The following is a 15,474-nucleotide window of genomic DNA, read 5'->3' on the forward strand; positions in this document are numbered from 1 at the left end:
CCGGGATGCCGGGCCGATCGGTCCGCAGGGTCAGCGCAACCCGCCCCTGACCCGAGTCCACGTGCACGAAGAACGGCCGCGACCCGGTGTTCCCCGCCGGAACGAACTGGCTCACCGAACCACTGCGGCCGGTGTCGAGATTGCGCCAGTCGACGATGGCGGTGACATCACAGGCCAGCACCGTCGGCGCGTAGTTGCCCAGCGGGGAGAACCCCTGCGTGATCCGCAGCTCGATGGAGTGCGCAGTCCCCGGGAAGACGTGGTACTCGGCCAGCGGCCCGTCGTAGGCGACCCCGGCGGCGGTGAGCATGCCGACGCAGATCCCGTTGCCCAGCGTCCACGCCGGAGCCGTCCGCAGTTCGGTGGTCACGCAGCTGCGGGGGCCGACATTCGACCAGCCGAGCTGGCAGGGCTCGGCGGCGCTCGCGACGCCGGGAGCCACCAGGACCATCGCGGCTCCCAGGAGTCCGGCGGCTGCTGTCGAGATCATTCCTCGTGCGATCGTCATATTTCGATGATCGGGGCGCGCCCGAGGTTCATTACGCAGGCGCGAGATCGCTAGTGGACCTTGCGGAATCGGGCGTCGAGGAACGTGAAGACCGCGAACGCGGCCAGCCCGAGCGCGACGACGAGCAGCAGCACGGTGCCGTACGGCTGCGCCGCCAGGGTCTTGAGCGCCACGTCCAGCCCGGTCGCCTTCTGCGGTTGGCTCTGCACGGCGGCCACGATGACCAGCACCCCGCCGCCCGCGTACACCGCGCCGAGCGCCACGTACCCGACCTGCCCGAGCCGGACCACCACCCGCTCGGTCGACCGGTTCAGCGAGCGGAGGTCCTGCTCCTCGCGAAACCGCTTCGACCAGCCGTGGTGGGCGATGAACAGCCCGGCGACGATGATGGCGAGCCCGATCGCGATCACCACGGCCTTGCCCCACTCCCTGTCGAGCAGCCCGTCGATGAACGCGAGCTGCGCCTGGTCGGTCGACGAGGCAGGCGACCCCTTGGCGAGCTTGGCCGCGCTGTAGGCGAGGTAGCCGAAGAGGACCGCCTCGCCGAAGTTCATCGCCCGGAGCAACTTCTCCTTCCGGCTGCGCCGCGCGCCGGTACCGGCCTCGAGCAGCTGCCACAGCACGGAGAACCCGAGCCCGACGACGATGAGCCAGAGCACCAGCTCCCCTTCGGGGTTCTCCGCCAGGCTCTGCAGCGCCCCGGTCTTGTCCGCCTTCCCGACTCCGTCGCCGTCGAAGTCGCCGAGCGCGAGCTGCACGCAGACCCAGGCCACGAGCAGGTGGACCACCCCGTATGCCACCAGCCCCACCCGCGCCGCCAGCTGGAACGGCGCGCTCCGGGCCACCTCGTGATGGACCTGACTCGACTTCCTCATCTTCAGAACCGTAACCGCGCGGGACACACACCGCTCGACGTTCTCATCCGCCGTCCGGTTGTGGTGCCGATAGCGCCCCGTGGATGATGTGGCGGTGAAATTGGATGACATCGACGCCCGGACCCGCGAACTGGCGACCCGAATGGGAATCGAGCCCCCGCGCGTCGAGGAGGGGGAGGTCCCTGCGTGGGTCGCCGAGGGCGTCCGGGCACTGCCCCAGCCCGAGCAGACGGTGCTCGTGGTGGGCCCCGGCTACAGCGAACTCCCGCCTGCCGAGCAGGAGGCCGGGCTGGCGAGCGCGATGGCGGTCGCGGAGGAGTACCGGAGCGGCAAATGGAAGCCGCTCGCGACGGCAGCCGTGCTCACCGTCGCCGCAGGCGCGGCGACCTTCGTCCTGGCCGACCCGAAGTGGCTGTTCGTCCCGGTCCTCGTGGTGCTGTTCCCGGTCAGTTTCTTCCTCGCCCAGGCACTCTGGCTGCGCGGCGTCGCCTACGGGCACGATCGCCGCCTCGCGAAGGCGTTCGGCCGCGAGACGCCGGAGCTGCTGCTCGAGATGAACGCCCGCAACAAGCGCGAGATCCGCGGTTTCCTGCGCGCCTACCTCGCCATCGCGAACCCCTCGCGCAGCAGCCGCACGAAGCGCCTGAACACCGTCTGAGTTCCGACCGCCCGCCTTTGCCTCAGCGGGAGCGAATCCGTTGTTCGATCGCATCGCGCGATCCGAGTATGGGATGTCGTTCCGGTGTGCGATGGTGGCGGAGCGCTCCACCAGGATCAAGCTCCCCACGGCATCCCGTTCGTGCAACTCCGCGCTATCGGTGGAGCGCGATCGCCGACCGGCGCCGCGGCCACTTCGCGGCGGTGCACCTGCGGGTGATCCGGCGCCAGTTCGCCGCCACCGTCATCGTTGTCGCGCCGGCCCTGGCCGGGTTCGGTTTCCCGGGGTACGCGGCGGCCATCGGCACGGTGGGGCTCGCGCAGCTGACCGCCTTCGTGGTGTCGGTGACGGTGATCTACGAGATCACGGCCATGGGGTACGAGGACCAGCAAGCCGCCTACCGCTGACAGGACGGTCCGCTTCGGCGATCACCCCCGCGGCGCGACCACGGCGAGGCCGTGCTGCGCGGCGAAGGCGTGGCACTCGCCGACATCCGCCATTCGGGCGGAATGCCGGGGCGCGACGAGGGCGGCGAAGGCGGCGAGGGGTCGGGTCCCGGCCGCGGCCGCCAGCTCCAGGACGAGGTCGGCGACCGCGCCGGTGCCGGTGGCGCGTACCGGGGCGACGTGGCCGGGGCGGGTGAAGTCGGCGGGCTTCGTGCCGGGGTCGGCCATGGCGCGGATGGTGCGGGCCCGGTCGGCGGCGGAGATGCCGGTGCTGACGCCGTCGACGGCGTCGAGGGTGATGGTGTGGTCGCGGGCGCCGCCGGGCGCGCCGGGCAGGCTCCACATCGGCGGGAGGTGCAGCCGGGCGCAGTCGGCGGCGCCGAGCGCCACCTCGACGAAGCCGGAGGTGTGGCGGACGAGGAAGGCGATGGCCGCGGTGGTGGCGTGCTCGGCGGCGAGTACCAGGTGGCCTTCGCCGGTGGGCGGGTCGAGGAGCACGACGGGGCGGCCCGCGGCGAACTCGACGTGGGCGGTGGCAGGGCGCCCGGTGCCCAGGTCGGCGTGGGCGGTGGCGGGGCGGGCGGCGGTGATCGCGGACATGGCGGTTCCTGTTCAGGCGGGGCGGTGGAAGACCGGGGGTCGTTTGGCGGCGAAGGCGGTGATGGCTTCCCGGAAGTCGGGGCCCGCGGCCAGGGCGAGCTGACCCTCCCGTTCGCGGACGAAGGCAGCCTCCAGGTGCGGCAGCGCGGCGGCGTTGACGGCCCGCTTGGTCCGCGCGAACGCGTCGAGCGAGCCGTCCCGCAGGGCGGCGACGATGGCGGCGGACTCGGCGTCGAAGGTGTCGACGGCGAAGGCGGCGGCGATCAACCCGTGCCGCGCGGCCTCGTGCGCGCTGATCTTCGCCCCCAGCGCGAACAGCCGCATGGCGACGGCGCGCCCCGCCGCCGCGGCGACCAGGGCGGTGGCGCCGCCGTCCGGCATGAGGCCGACCGTGCCGAAGGGGGCGCGCAGGTAGCTGTCGGCGCGCGCGACGGCGATGTCGGCGGCGAGCGCGAGCGAGACGCCGACGCCGATCGCGGGGCCGCGCAGTTCGGCGACGACCGGGCGCGAAGCGGTGTGCACGGCGGTGATCAGGCCGGTGGCGGCGTCCAGGGTGCGGGCGGTGGCGTCGAGGTCGAAGGGGTCGTCGGCGCCGAGGTCGCCACCGGAGCAGAAGGCGCGGCCCTCGCCCGCCAGCACGATCACCCGCACCGTCGGGTCCGCGGCGGCGGCGTCGACGGCTTCGCGCAGCAGGATCAGGGTCTTGGCGTCGACGGCGTTGAGCCGCTCGGGGCGGTCGAGCGCGATCCGCCGCACGGCGTCCTGGTCGGTCACCCGGATGGTCACGGCAGTGCTCCGTTCACGAAGTCGGCCATCTCGGCCAGCGCCTTCCGCGCCCGGGGCAGTTCGGTGAAGAGCGTCCAGGCGTGGCAGGTGTCGGGGTGGATCGAGAGCGCTCCCCCGTTCCCGGCCGCGCGGGCGGCGGCGTGCATGCGCACGGCGTCGTCGCGCAGTGCCTCGCGCTCGCCGGCCAGGAAGAGGATCGGGGGCAGGTCGTGGAAGCGGGCGAAGACCGGGGAGACGCGGGGGTCGCGCGGGTCGTGGCCGCGCAGGTAGCTCGCGGCGATGCCGCGCAGTGCCCGGGCGGTGATGACCGGGTCGGTGGCCGCGTTGGTGGTGTAGCTGTCGCCTGCGGCGGTGAAGTCGGCGAGGGGTGAGACGGTGAGCACCGCCTTCGGGAGCGCGGCCCCGCGGTCCCTGGCGGCGGTGAGCGCGGTGAGCACCAAGCCGCCGCCCGCCGAATCACCCCCGGCGAGCAGGGTGTCCGGGTCGAGCGCGCCGAGCACGGCGGCGGCGTCGTCGAAGGCCGCCGGAAAGGGATGCTCCGGGGCCAGGCGATAGTCGGGGAGCAGCACCTCGGCGTCGAGCGCGGCTGAGAGCGCGGCGGCGGCGCCGCGGTAGCCGTGCGGGCTGCCCATGACGTAGCCGCCGCCGTGGAACCACACCAGGGTCCTGCTGCCGGTGCCCACCCGCAGGCACGGCACACCCGCGACGGACTCCTCGGCGACCGGGGTCCCCGGCGGCAGCGGGGCCGCGGTCATCATGGCGTCGAGGTTGCGCCGGAGCCGGTCGAGGGGCAGGCGGCCGTCGCCGAAGACCGAGGCCCATGCGGCCTCGGCGGCCGTCAGCGTGGTGGGGGTCATCGGGCGGTCTCCTCCGGGGCGAAGGCGCCGCGCAGGGCACCGGTGATCTGGTCCGCGACGTCCTCGGCGGTGAAGGCGGCGACGGCCGCGGCGGCGGGGCCGGGTGCGCCCCCGCTGTAGGTGCCTGCGAGCGCTTCGGCGATCTGCGCGCGCCGCGCGCGCAGCGCCGCGACGGTGGGCTCGGGAACCGCGCCGGGCAGCCCCAGTTCGCGGGCCAGCTCCTCGGTCCGCGCGCACACCGCCCCGAGCCGGGCGCCGTCCCACCCGACCCGCCCGACCAGGTTGCCGAGTTGTTCGAGCACGGCGCCGAGCTCCAGCCGCGCCTGCCCGTCCGGCACCTCGGGCAGCACCCGGTGCGTCAACGTCGCCACGATCGTGCCGAGCAGCTGTGTGGGATCGCTGCTGTATCCGGTCATCTCAACTCCCCCATTCGCCGTCGCGCAGCATCTGCCCGAGCCAGCCGAGGCTGTAGTACACGCTGTTCGCCATGGCGGCGTAGCGCAGGTCGTCGCGGTCGCCGCGGTTGTAGACGCGCACCGCCTGCAGGCAGCCGATGGCGGTCTTGGTCAGCGACTGCACCGCCCACCAGGTGAGCGTCTCGGTCGACGGCCGCCAACCCGCCGCCGCCTCGTACTCCTCCAGGAACGGTTCGAGCGCGATGATCTTGCACAGCAGCGGGGAGCGGCCGCGGCTGGTGCGCTGGGCGAACCAGGCGATATCGGCGGCCGGGTCGGAGAAGTGCGCCGTCTCCCAGTCCAGGACGGCGGCGAGCCCGTCGTCGCGCACGACGAGGTTGCCGATCCGGAAATCGTTGTGTACCAGCGCTACCCGCCCGGACACCCGGTCGGCCCGGTGTTCGAGCCAGGCCAGCGCCAGGTCCAGCACCGGGATCCGGACATCGGCGACCTCGCGGTAGTGGCTCGCCCACTCCGCGTTCTCCAGCGCGCCGGTGCGGTCGGCGGCGGGGACCGGGCCGAGGCGGTCGAGGCCGAGCGCGGCCGGGTCGGCGGCGTGCAGCCGGGCCATGGCGCGGGCGATCTGCCTGCCGAGCGGTTCCCGGCGTTCGGGGGGCACGAGCCGGGTCACGGTGCCGGGCAGTGGGATCGCGCCGGTGACCTTCTCCATGACGAAGAAGCCGCGGGCGAGTTGCGGATCGTGGGTGAGCACCGCGGGCACCGGCAGGCCGAGCGAGCCGGCGGCGGCCAGCAGCGCCACTTCCCGCTCGACGTCGTAGTCGGTGACGATGCCGCTGTTCGGCCTGCGCTTGACCGCGTAGTCCGCCTCGCCACCGGACCACTTCGCGCCGACCAGGTAGGTCTCCCACGAGTTGCCCTCGCCGCGCCGGTCCACCTCGGTGAGCCGGAGCGTGCCCGCGGCACCGAGGGCGGTGTCCAGGGTGGCGGTCAGGTCGTCCAGGAAGGTGTCCATCAGAAGAGCTCCGTGTCGGGGCCGCCGCCGTCGACGGTGAGCCGCTGCCCGGTGAGGTACCCCGCGTCGCCGGAGACCAGGAAGGCGACGGTGCCCGCGACGTCCTCGGGGGTGCAGACGCGGCCGAACGGTGAGGTGGCGGCGATGTCGTCGAGTTCGGCGCCGCGCGCGGCGGAGACCAGGCGCCTGCCCATCTCGGTGGCGACGAGCCCCGGCGCCACGATATTGGCGTGGATGCGGTGCGGGCGTTCCTCGCGGGCGAGGGTGCGCACGCAGCTCTCCATGGCGGCCTTGGCCATGGTGTAGGGCGCTGCGCCCGCCGGGGTGGTCGTGGTCGAGTTGCTGGAGATCATGACGATGTCGCCGCGGCCCACCGAATTCGCCGCGGCCGCGCGCATTCCGGGCAGCAGAGCCCGGATCAGGCCGATCGGACCGAAGGCGTGCACCCGCATGAGCGCGGCGAAATCGGCCTGCGGGGTGTGCTCGACGGTGGCGCCCCTGCTCGCCGACCCGGCATTGCTGACCACGAGGTCGACCGGGCCGAGGTCGCGGGTGATCGCCGCGACCATCTCGGCGACCGCGTCGTCGTCGCCGATGGCGGCCCGGTAGCTTTCGGCGCGACCGCCCGACTCCCTGATGAGCGCGACCACCTCGGCCGCGGCGTCGGCATCGCGGCGGTAGTTCACCGCGACCGCGGCGCCCGCGCGGGCCAGCCGCAGCGCGACCGCCCGCCCGACTCCGCGCGACCCGCCGGTGACCAGCGCGATCCGCCCGTCCAGCGCCCCGCTCATGCGCGCACCACCGCCCGGCCCACGAGATCCTTCATCACTTCGTTCGACCCTCCGTAGATGCGCTGGATGCGGGCGTCCCGCCAGATCCGGGCGATCGGGTACTCCTCCATGTAGCCGTAGCCGCCGAAGAGCTGCAGGCAGCGGTCGACCACGTCCCACTGCAGCTCGGTCGCGCGGTACTTCGCGCCCGCGGCGTCGGAGGCGGTGAGCTCGCCCGCGTCCAGCGCGCGCACGCAGCGGTCGACGTAGTGCCGGACCAGCTCGAGCTCGGTGTGCAGCTCGGCGATGGTCATGCGCACCGACTGCAGCTCGGCCAGCGGCGCGCCGAAGGCCACCCGGGCGCGGACGTGCTCGACCGCGAGCCCGAGGGCGTGCGCGGCGGAGGCGGCCGCGGCGACGGCGATGGAGAGCCGTTCGCGCGGCAGGTTCCCGATGGCCGAGCCGAGCCCGCGTCCGGGTTCGCCGACGATATTGCCGATCGGCACCCGGCAGCCGGTGAAGGTCAGCTCCGCGGTGTCCTGCGCCCGGCGGCCGATCTTGTGCAGCGGCCTGCCGCGCTCGAAGCCGGGCGTGCCCGCCTCGACGGCGACGAACGACGTTCCGCGCCCGTCGCGTTCGCCGGTGCGCACCAGCACCAGCGCCAGATCGCAGCTGGCGCCGGAGGTGATGAAGGTCTTGGCGCCGTCGAGCACGAGGTGGTCGCCGTCCCGGCGCGCGGTGGTCCGGATGCCCGCCAGGTCGGAGCCCGCTCCCGGCTCGGTGAGCGCCAGCGCGGTCACGCACTCGCCCGCGGTGAAGCGCGGCAGCCAGCGGTCGCGCTGCTCCGGGGTGGTGAGGTCGCGCAGGTACGGCACGATGATGTCGTTCTGCATGGAGAAGGTGTCGCCCGCCGCGCCGGAGGCCACCACCTCCTCCGCCATCACCGCGTTGTAGCGGAAGTCTTCGATGCCGAGTCCACCGTGCTCGGGATCGAATTCGAAGCCGAGGAAGCCGTTCTCGGCGGCGGCGCGGATGAACTCCCGGTCCACCGTGCCCGCCGACTCCCACGCCTCGACCTGCGGCACCGCCTCCCTGTCCAGGAAGGCGCGGAAGGCGGCGCGGAACGCCTCGTGCTCGGCGGTGTAGAGGTCCCTACGCATCGATCGACTCCGGCGGCTCGAAGCGGGACCCGTAGCGCTGCGCCAGCTCCCGGGCCCTGGCCGCGAAGGCGGGCGGCCCGCCCGGGTAGCCGGTGACGAACTGGGCGGCGCCGCCGGTCCAGGCCGGGTAGCCGATGCCGAGCAGCGAGCCGACATTGGCGTCGGCGGCCGAGCGAAGCACCCCGCTCTCCCAGCAGCGCGCGGTCTCCAGCGCCTCGGCGAAGAGCAGCCGGTCGCGCAGTTCCCCGAGATCAGCGGGTTCGGCGGCGACCGGGAAGTGCTCGGCCAGCCCCGGCCACACCCGCTGCCTGCGGCCCTCGGTGTAGTCGTAGAACCCGGCGCCCGCGACCCGACCCCGCCGCCCCAGCTCGGTGAGCGTGGTGAGCACCGCGTCGCCGGGGTGCTCGGGCAGCGACCCGGCCGCGCGGAACTGCCCGCGGATGGTGAGCGGCAGCGAGAGCGTCACCTCGTCCAGCAGCGCCAGTGTGCCGAGCGGGTACCCGGCCTGCAGCGAGGCCTGCTCGACGGAGTGTGGCGAGACGCCCTCGCCGATCATGGCGGCGGCCTCGATCAGCCGCTGCAGGATGACCCGGCTGGTGAAGAAGCCGCGGCCGTCGTTCACCACGATCGGCGTCTTGCCGAGCTGCCGGGCGATGTCGAAGGCGGCGGCCAGGGTGGCGTCGGAGGTCTTCTCCCCCACCACGATCTCGATCAGCTCCATTCGCTCCACCGGGGAGAAGAAGTGCAGCCCGATGAAGTCCTCCGGCCGGGTGACCCCGCCGGCCAGGCCGGTGATCGGCAGCGTCGAGGTGTTGGAGGCCAGCAGCGCGTCCGGCGCCACCACGTCGAGCACATCGCCGAAGACCCGGTGCTTGAGCTCGGGGTCCTCGAAGACCGCCTCGATCACCAGGTCGGCGCCTGCCAGGTCGGCGACCTCGGTGGTCGGGGTGATGCGCGCGAGCACGGCGTCCGCGCTCGCCCGCGTGCGCCTGCCCGCCGCGACCTGCTCGCCGAGCACCGTGCGGGCGTGCTCCCTGCCGCGCTCGGCCGTGGCCGCGTCGACGTCCTTCAGCGCCACCCGGATGCCCACGAGCGCGCAGGCCAGCGCGATGCCCGCGCCCATCATGCCCGCGCCGAGCACCGCCGCGAACCGCGCCCGGTGCGGCGGGAGGTCGGCGGGGCGGCTCGCGCCGGAGCGCACCGTGCGCCGGTCCAGGAAGGTGCCCTGGATGATGTTGGTGGCGATCTGCCCGGTGGCCAGCTCCACGAAGTAGCGGGTCTCGACGGCGGAGGCGGTCGCGAAGTCGACCTGGGTGCTCTCCACCGCCGCGCTGAGGATGTTCCGCGCGGCCGGGCCGGGGGCGCCGCGCTGGGCGGCGCGCAGCCGGGCGGTGTAGGCAGGGAGCTCGGCCGCGCGCACCGCCGGGGCGCGGTCCCACGGCTGGGCGGCGTCCCGGTTGCCCCGGATCCAGGCCAGCGCCGCCGGGAGCAGCGCGGCGGCGTCGGGCACGAGCTCGTCCAGCAGCCCGAGCTCGCGCGCCGCCGCGGCCGGGAACGCCGTGCCGGGCAGCAGGACCCGGTGCAGCGCGGTGTCCAGGCCGAGCAGCCGGACGGTGCGCACGACGCCACCGCCGCCGGGCAGCAGCCCGAGCGTGACCTCGGGCAGCCCGACCCGCAGCGCGGGGTCGTCCACCGCGATCCGGTGGTGCGCGGCGAGCGCGATCTCCAGCCCGCCGCCGAGCGCGCTGCCCGCCAGCGCGGCCACGACCGGCACGCCCGCGGTCTCCAGCGCGCGCAGCAGCGCCTTCACCCGGTCGGCGAAGGCGGTGAGCCGCTCGGCGTCGGCCGGGCCCGCGGCGTGCAGGTCGTGCAGGTCGCCGCCGGCGAAGAAGCTGCGCTTGGCGGAGGTGAGCACGATGCCGGTGCAGCCCGCCGGGAGCAGGCCGAGCTCGGCCTCCAGCGCGTCCGCCCACGCGGCGGTCACGGTGTTGGCGCCCCGGTCGGGGTCGTCGAAAGTGATGACGGCGACGCCGGATTCGTCGTGCCGGACGGTCAGCGGTGCGTGCACGGTGGTTTCCCTCGGAAGTTCGGTCATGGCGTCACACCCGCTCCACGATGGTCGCGATGCCCATGCCGCCGCCGACGCAGAGCGTCACCAGCCCGCGGCGCAGCTCGCGGCGCTCGAGTTCGTCGAGCACGGTGCCGACGAGCATGGCGCCGGTGGCGCCGAGCGGGTGGCCGAGCGCGATGGCGCCGCCGTTGACGTTCACCTTCTCGTGCGGCAGGTCGAGGTCGCGCAGGAAGCGCAGCGCGACCGCGGAGAAGGCCTCGTTGATCTCGAACAGGTCGATGTCGTCGACGGTGAGCCCGGCGGTGGCCAGCGCCTTGCGGGTGGCCGGGGCCGGGCCGGTCAGCATGATGGTCGGGTCCGAGCCGCTCACCGCGCCCGCCACGATCCGGGCGCGCGGCGTCAACCCGAGCTCGGCGCCGACGCGCTCGTTCCCGAGCACGACGAGCGCGGCGCCGTCCACGATGCCGGAGGAGTTGCCGCCGGTGTGCACGTGCTCGATCCGCTCCACCCAGTGGTACTTCTGCAGCGCGACGGCGTCGAAGCCGTCCCGCCCCGCGGCGGCGAATGCCGGTTTCAGCGCGGCCAGCGTCTCGACGGTCGTGCCCGCGCGCGGGTGCTCGTCCCGCGCCAGGAGCTGCACGCCGTTGCGGTCCCGCACCGGCACGACGGATTTCGCGAACCAGCCGTTGTCCCAGGCGGCCGCTGCCCTGCGCTGCGACTCCGCGGCGTAGGCGTCGACGTCGGTGCGGGTGAAGTTCTCCAGGGTGGCGATCAGGTCGGCGCCGATGCCCTGCGGCACGAAGCCGGTGGCCAGCGCGGTCTCCGGGTCGTTGGCCCAGGCGCCGCCGTCGGAGCCCATCGGCACCCGGCTCATGCTCTCCACCCCGCCGGCCAGCACCAGCGATTCCCAGCCCGAGGCGATCTTCTGCGCGGCGGTGTTCACCGCCTCCAGCCCGGAGGCGCAGAACCGGTTCAGCTGCATGCCCGCCACGGTGTCCGGCAGCCCGGCCGCGATGGCGGCGATCCGGGCGATGTCGGCGCCCTGGTCGCGCAGCGGGCTCACGCAGCCCAGCACCAGGTCGTCGACGCGGGCCGGGTCCAGGCCGGGGTTGCGCTCGCGCAGCGCGGCGAGCAACCCGGTCACCAGGGTTATCGGCTTGACCCCGTGCAGTGCGCCGCCCCGGCCCCGGCCGCGCGGGGTGCGGAAGGCGTCGTAGACGAAGACGTCGTGCGGCACGGCGCTCACCCCCGGATCGGGCGCAGGAACTCGGCGATGCCCCAGCCGCCGAGCCCGCCCGCGAAGTCGACGGTCATCTGCCCCATGCGCAGCGCGCGGTCCTCGGTGCGCTGGGTGACCGGGACGAAGTGCCGGATCGAACCGTCCAGGACCAGCAGCGGCAGCCCCTCGGCCCGCACCAGCGCGACGTGGCGGCCCGCGTAGGTGGGCTCGCCCGCGTAGTCGGTGTGCACGGTGTAGTCGGTGATGGTGTGGAAACTGCCGTCCGGGGTGACCACGACCCCGCCGGAGGCGCGCACCCCGGAGGGCTCGAACTCGCCGTAGGCGGTGACGGCGGTGCCGTCGGCCAGCCAGGCCGCGAGCCACTCGCCGGTGTAGGAGGCCCATTCGCGCGGGCCCCAGGAGTGGTCGCGGAAGGCGGTGGCCTGCTCCAGCGTCCAGGTGCGGGTGCCCACTCGGATCGTGCCGCTGACGTGCCCGAACTGCTCGTAGTGGTCGCTGGCGATGGTGGACGACCCCGGCGTGCAGTCGCCGTCGTCGTCGGTGGTGACGAAGAGCGGGGTGGCGGCGGTGAAGGTCAGCGCGATCTCGCACTCCTCCGACGGCGCGTTCTTCAGCGCCTGTCTGCCGCGGTCGGCAAGCAGCGCCGGAATCGCGATGCGGGCGACGGTGTTCCGGTAGCTCAGCTGCACCGTGCGGGTCGGCTCCTTGACCACGATCTCCAACCCGGCGCTCGCGAAGCCGTCATTGCTCTCGCTCGGCTCCCGACCGGCCCGGAAGGCGATGGCGCCGCCGGGCAGGGTCAGCTGCACCGAGGCCTCGGAGTAGCCGAGCGTGGGCCGGTTGCCGATCCGGAGCAACCCGCCGAGCTGGGAGACCGGGTCGAGGAAGTTGACGTAGACGCTCTCGTTGTAGTTCGGGATGCCCGCGAACTCGTGGGTCCGCTCGGCGTCCGCGCCGTACTGGCAGTTGGTGAAGCTCATGGGGCCCTTCTTCTCGGGAGTGCGGTCAGAACCGCTGGGCGGGGCTCGGGTCGAGCGGCGGGAAGACGGCGCGCCTGCGCTCCAGGAAGGAGAGGATGCCCTCGCGGGCGTCCGGCGAGTCCACCCGGGACGCGTAGGTGCGCGATTCCTCGGCGGCGGCGAGGCCGGGCAGCGGCGTGGACCAGCTCGCGGCGAGCAGCCGCTTGGCCAGCGCCACCGAGGTGGGCGAGGTGTCGCGGGCGAACTGCGCCGCGTACTCGTGCGCGGCGGTGAGCACCTCGGCGGCGGGCACGATCCGGGTCAGGTACCCGGCCGCGTACCCCTCGGCGGCGTCGAAGACCCGCCCGGAGAGGATCCAGTCGGTGGCCCGGCCGATGCCGACCAGCCGCGGCAGGAACCAGGACGACCCGCCCTCCGGCACCACGCCGCGCCGGGTGAAGACGAAGCCGAAGCGCGCGGCGTCGCTCGCGATCCGGATGTCGGCGGCGGCGATCAGCGAGGCGCCGCCGCCGACCGCGTCGCCGTTCACCGCGGCGATCACCGGTTTCTGCATGGCGAACATGCGCTCGGTGATCCGGCCCGCGGGCTCGCGGTAGCCGGTCGGGGTGTGGCCGTCCACGTCGGCGTTCAGCGCGCGGACCAGGGTGTCCGGGCCGTCGAGCTCGGCGCCGACCGAGAAGGCGGGGCCCGCGCCGGTGAGGATCACCGCGCGCACCGCCGGGTCGCGGTCGGCGCGGTCCAGCGCGTGCCGGACGTCGACCAGCATCTGCACCCGCATGGCATTGCGCCGGGCCGGGGCGTCCAGGGTCAGCACCGCGACCCCGTCGGCGACCTCGAGCCGGACCTCCTCGTACTCGCGGTCGGCGGTGACCGTCACAGCCCGCCCCCGCAGACCAGGGTTTCGCCGGTGATGTAGCTCGACTCCGGGCTGCACAGCAGGTACACCGCCCCCGCGGCCTCCTCGGCGGAGCCCGCTCGGCCCAGCGCGATCTGCTTGGTCGCGGCCTCCATGACCGCCGGGTTCACGCCGACCCTGATGTCCCGGTCGGCGACCCTGATGGTCTTCTCCTCGGTGGTCACCGAGGTGAGCCTGGTGTTGATCACGCCGTAGGCCACCGCGTTGACGGTGACGTTGTAGCGGCCCCACTCCTTCGCGATCGCCTTGGTCAGCCCGACCAGCCCGGCCTTGGCGGAGGAGTAGTTGGCCTGCCCGGCATTGCCCTGCAACCCCGAGGTCGAGGAGATGTTGACGACCTTGCGGCACGGCACCGCGACCCCTTCGGCGCGCTCGCGCTTGACCGTCGCGCCGATCACCGGCTGCGCCGCGCGCAGGATCCGGAAGGGCGCGGTCAGGTGCACGTCGATGATGTCGTCCCACTGCTGGTCGGTCATCTTCTGGACGACGTTGTCCCAGGTGTAGCCGGCGTTGTTGACGATGATGTCGAGCCCGCCGAACTCCTCGACCGCGGTGGCGACGAAGCGGTCCGCGAACTCCGGGTCGGTGACGCTGCCGACGCAGGCCACCGCGGCTCCGCCCGCCGCCTCGATCGCCGCGACCGCCTCCTTGGCGGGCTCCGGGTCCAGGTCGTTCACCACGACCTTCGCGCCCTCGGCGGCCAGCTTCTCGGCGACCGCGCGGCCGATGCCGCGGCCCGACCCCGACACCAGCGCGACCCTGCCCTGCAGCCTCTGTGCGTTCACCTGACGACCCCTTTCCGGTCCGTTCGTGACCCGAGTCACGAATGTGAATACTAACTTCAGTACATCCACCCGTCAATCAGCATGTCATTGCAGCTGGATCGTCATAATGTTAATTTCGAATTCGATCCAATGATGGGAGAGTCGATGGAAACCGTGTGCATCAGCGGCGTCGGCATGGTGCCGTTCGCCAAACCGGGGAAGAGCGAGACCTACGAGCGGATGGCGGCCGACGCCGCGGCGGCCGCGCTGGCCGACGCGGGCGTGCGGTACGCCGACGTCCAGCAGGCCTACGCCGGGTACGTCTACGGCGACTCGACGTCCGGGCAGAACGCCCTCTACGACATCGGGCTCACCGGCATCCCGATCGTCAACGTCAACAACAACTGCTCCACCGGCTCCTCCGCGCTCTGGCTGGCCCGCCAGGCGGTCGCCTCCGGCGCCGCGGACTGCGTGCTGGCGCTCGGCTTCGAGCAGATGCGGCCGGGCGCGCTGGTCAACGCCTACGAGGACCGGCCGAGCCCGACCGCGCGCGGCGAGCGGATCGCCGAGGCGCGCCCCGGCGGCGACGCACCGGCGCCCATGGCGGCCAAGCTCTTCGGCGGCGCCGGCGTCACCTACATGGAGCGCTACGACGTCGGCCCGGAGGTGTTCGGCCGGGTCTCGGTGAAGGCGCGCTCGCACGCCGCGCGCAACCCGCTCGCGGTCTTCCGCACCCCGATCGAACTGGACGAGGTGATGTCCGCGCCGCGGATCTGGGGGCCGCTCACCCGGCTCATGTGCTGCCCGCCCACCAATGGCGCGGCCGCGGCATTGGTGTGCAGCGAGCGCTTCGCGCAAACCCGCGGGCTGGACGCGAGCATCCGGCTGCGGGCCCAGGCGATGACCACCGACGGTGCGGGCACCTTCGACGGCACCGACATGATGACCGTGGTCGGCTACGACATGACCAGGCGCGCCGCCGCCCAGGTCTACGCCGAGGCCGGGGTCGACCCGCTCGACATCCCGGTGGTCGAGCTGCACGACTGCTTCAGCACCAACGAGCTCATCACCTACGAGGCGCTCGGTCTCACCCCCGAGGGCACCGCGGAGAAGTTCGTGCTCGACGGCGACAACACCTACGGCGGCCGGGTGGTGACCAACCCCTCCGGCGGGCTGCTCTCCAAGGGCCACCCGCTCGGCGCGACCGGGCTCGCGCAATGCGCCGAGCTGGTCTGGCAGCTGCGCGGCAGCGCGGGCGACCGGCAGGTCGAGGGTGCGCGGATCGCGCTGCAGCACAACCTCGGACTCGGCGGGGCATGCGTCGTCTCGCTCTACGAGAAGGTCACGGCATGAGCGAGTCAGGCCCGGAGGCGGGAGCGGAGCGTAGCCACGGAGGGCCCTCGCTCAGGCCAGGT

General features: G+C 73.5%; 17 protein-coding genes. 3 read left to right on the top strand and 14 right to left on the bottom strand.

The genetic code is table 11. From position 1 onward, the window contains the following. The coding region (locus ACFUUZ_RS17315) for a hypothetical protein (protein ID WP_378697233.1) at positions 1–508 on the bottom strand (508 nt) is incomplete at its 3' end. Positions 509–558: 50 nt separating this feature from the next. After that, on the bottom strand, positions 559–1,383 hold the full coding sequence (locus tag ACFUUZ_RS17320; protein ID WP_378697235.1) for a DUF1206 domain-containing protein: 825 nt from the start codon (positions 1,381–1,383) through the stop codon (positions 559–561). Positions 1,384–1,477: 94 nt separating this feature from the next. Between ACFUUZ_RS17320 and ACFUUZ_RS17325 the strand changes: the two genes are divergently transcribed. Beyond that, positions 1,478–2,041, top strand: a complete 564-nt coding sequence (locus tag ACFUUZ_RS17325; protein WP_378697237.1) for a hypothetical protein — start codon at positions 1,478–1,480, stop codon at positions 2,039–2,041. 215 nt (positions 2,042–2,256) lie between these two features. Next, positions 2,257–2,448 carry a hypothetical protein gene (locus ACFUUZ_RS17330; RefSeq protein WP_378697239.1) on the top strand — a complete coding sequence of 64 codons (192 nt, stop codon included), beginning with the start codon at positions 2,257–2,259 and terminating at the stop codon, positions 2,446–2,448. Positions 2,449–2,469: 21 nt separating this feature from the next. Here ACFUUZ_RS17330 and ACFUUZ_RS17335 read toward each other — a convergent pair whose 3' ends face one another. Genes ACFUUZ_RS17335 through ACFUUZ_RS17390 form a run of 12 tightly spaced genes read right to left on the bottom strand, consistent with a single transcriptional unit; the run spans position 2,470 to position 14,080 of the window. Further along, the gene (locus ACFUUZ_RS17335; protein WP_378697241.1) at positions 2,470–3,087 is read right to left on the bottom strand and encodes a 3,4-dihydroxy-2-butanone-4-phosphate synthase; all 618 of its coding nucleotides are present in this window, start codon (positions 3,085–3,087) and stop codon (positions 2,470–2,472) included. Between the two features lie 12 nt (positions 3,088–3,099). After that, positions 3,100–3,873 carry an enoyl-CoA hydratase-related protein gene (locus ACFUUZ_RS17340; RefSeq protein ID WP_378697243.1) on the bottom strand — a complete coding sequence of 258 codons (774 nt, stop codon included), beginning with the start codon at positions 3,871–3,873 and terminating at the stop codon, positions 3,100–3,102. Further along, a complete protein-coding gene (locus tag ACFUUZ_RS17345) occupies positions 3,870–4,730 on the bottom strand; it encodes an alpha/beta hydrolase fold domain-containing protein (protein ID WP_378697245.1) in 861 nt (286 codons plus the stop codon). The genes ACFUUZ_RS17340 and ACFUUZ_RS17345 overlap by 4 nt, the downstream gene beginning before the upstream one ends. After that, entirely contained in the window at positions 4,727–5,146 is a 420-nt protein-coding gene (locus tag ACFUUZ_RS17350) for a hypothetical protein (RefSeq protein WP_378697247.1), read from the bottom strand. The genes ACFUUZ_RS17345 and ACFUUZ_RS17350 overlap by 4 nt, the downstream gene beginning before the upstream one ends. Before the next feature lies 1 nt (position 5,147). Beyond that, a complete protein-coding gene (locus ACFUUZ_RS17355; RefSeq protein WP_378697249.1) occupies positions 5,148–6,158 on the bottom strand; it encodes a phosphotransferase family protein in 1,011 nt (336 codons plus the stop codon). Continuing rightward, positions 6,158–6,949, bottom strand: coding sequence for an SDR family NAD(P)-dependent oxidoreductase (locus ACFUUZ_RS17360; RefSeq protein ID WP_378697251.1), 792 nt, complete (start codon positions 6,947–6,949; stop codon positions 6,158–6,160). The genes ACFUUZ_RS17355 and ACFUUZ_RS17360 overlap by 1 nt, the downstream gene beginning before the upstream one ends. Beyond that, positions 6,946–8,088: an acyl-CoA dehydrogenase family protein gene (locus ACFUUZ_RS17365; protein WP_378697253.1), complete on the bottom strand. Its 1,143-nt coding sequence runs from the start codon at positions 8,086–8,088 to the stop codon at positions 6,946–6,948. Before ACFUUZ_RS17365 ends, ACFUUZ_RS17360 begins: the two co-directional genes overlap by 4 nt. Beyond that, entirely contained in the window at positions 8,081–10,183 is a 2,103-nt protein-coding gene (locus tag ACFUUZ_RS17370; RefSeq protein ID WP_378697255.1) for a 3-hydroxyacyl-CoA dehydrogenase NAD-binding domain-containing protein, read from the bottom strand. The genes ACFUUZ_RS17365 and ACFUUZ_RS17370 overlap by 8 nt, the downstream gene beginning before the upstream one ends. A 4-nt stretch (positions 10,184–10,187) precedes the next feature. Continuing rightward, positions 10,188–11,396 carry an acetyl-CoA C-acetyltransferase gene (locus ACFUUZ_RS17375; RefSeq protein WP_378697357.1) on the bottom strand — a complete coding sequence of 403 codons (1,209 nt, stop codon included), beginning with the start codon at positions 11,394–11,396 and terminating at the stop codon, positions 10,188–10,190. A gap of 5 nt (positions 11,397–11,401) precedes the next feature. Then, the gene (locus ACFUUZ_RS17380; RefSeq protein WP_378697257.1) at positions 11,402–12,379 is read right to left on the bottom strand and encodes a hypothetical protein; all 978 of its coding nucleotides are present in this window, start codon (positions 12,377–12,379) and stop codon (positions 11,402–11,404) included. Positions 12,380–12,404: 25 nt separating this feature from the next. Beyond that, entirely contained in the window at positions 12,405–13,256 is an 852-nt protein-coding gene (locus ACFUUZ_RS17385; protein ID WP_378697259.1) for an enoyl-CoA hydratase-related protein, read from the bottom strand. After that, complete coding sequence (locus tag ACFUUZ_RS17390) at positions 13,253–14,080, bottom strand: SDR family NAD(P)-dependent oxidoreductase (RefSeq protein ID WP_378697261.1); 828 nt, start codon at positions 14,078–14,080, stop codon at positions 13,253–13,255. Before ACFUUZ_RS17390 ends, ACFUUZ_RS17385 begins: the two co-directional genes overlap by 4 nt. A gap of 144 nt (positions 14,081–14,224) precedes the next feature. Between ACFUUZ_RS17390 and ACFUUZ_RS17395 the strand changes: the two genes are divergently transcribed. Beyond that, on the top strand, positions 14,225–15,412 hold the full coding sequence (locus ACFUUZ_RS17395; protein ID WP_378697263.1) for a lipid-transfer protein: 1,188 nt from the start codon (positions 14,225–14,227) through the stop codon (positions 15,410–15,412). Positions 15,413–15,474 lie beyond the last annotated feature (62 nt).

The organism is Nocardia sp. NPDC057353 (assembly GCF_042667085.1).
In the GTDB taxonomy this organism is placed as follows: Bacteria; Actinomycetota; Actinomycetes; order Mycobacteriales; family Mycobacteriaceae; genus Nocardia.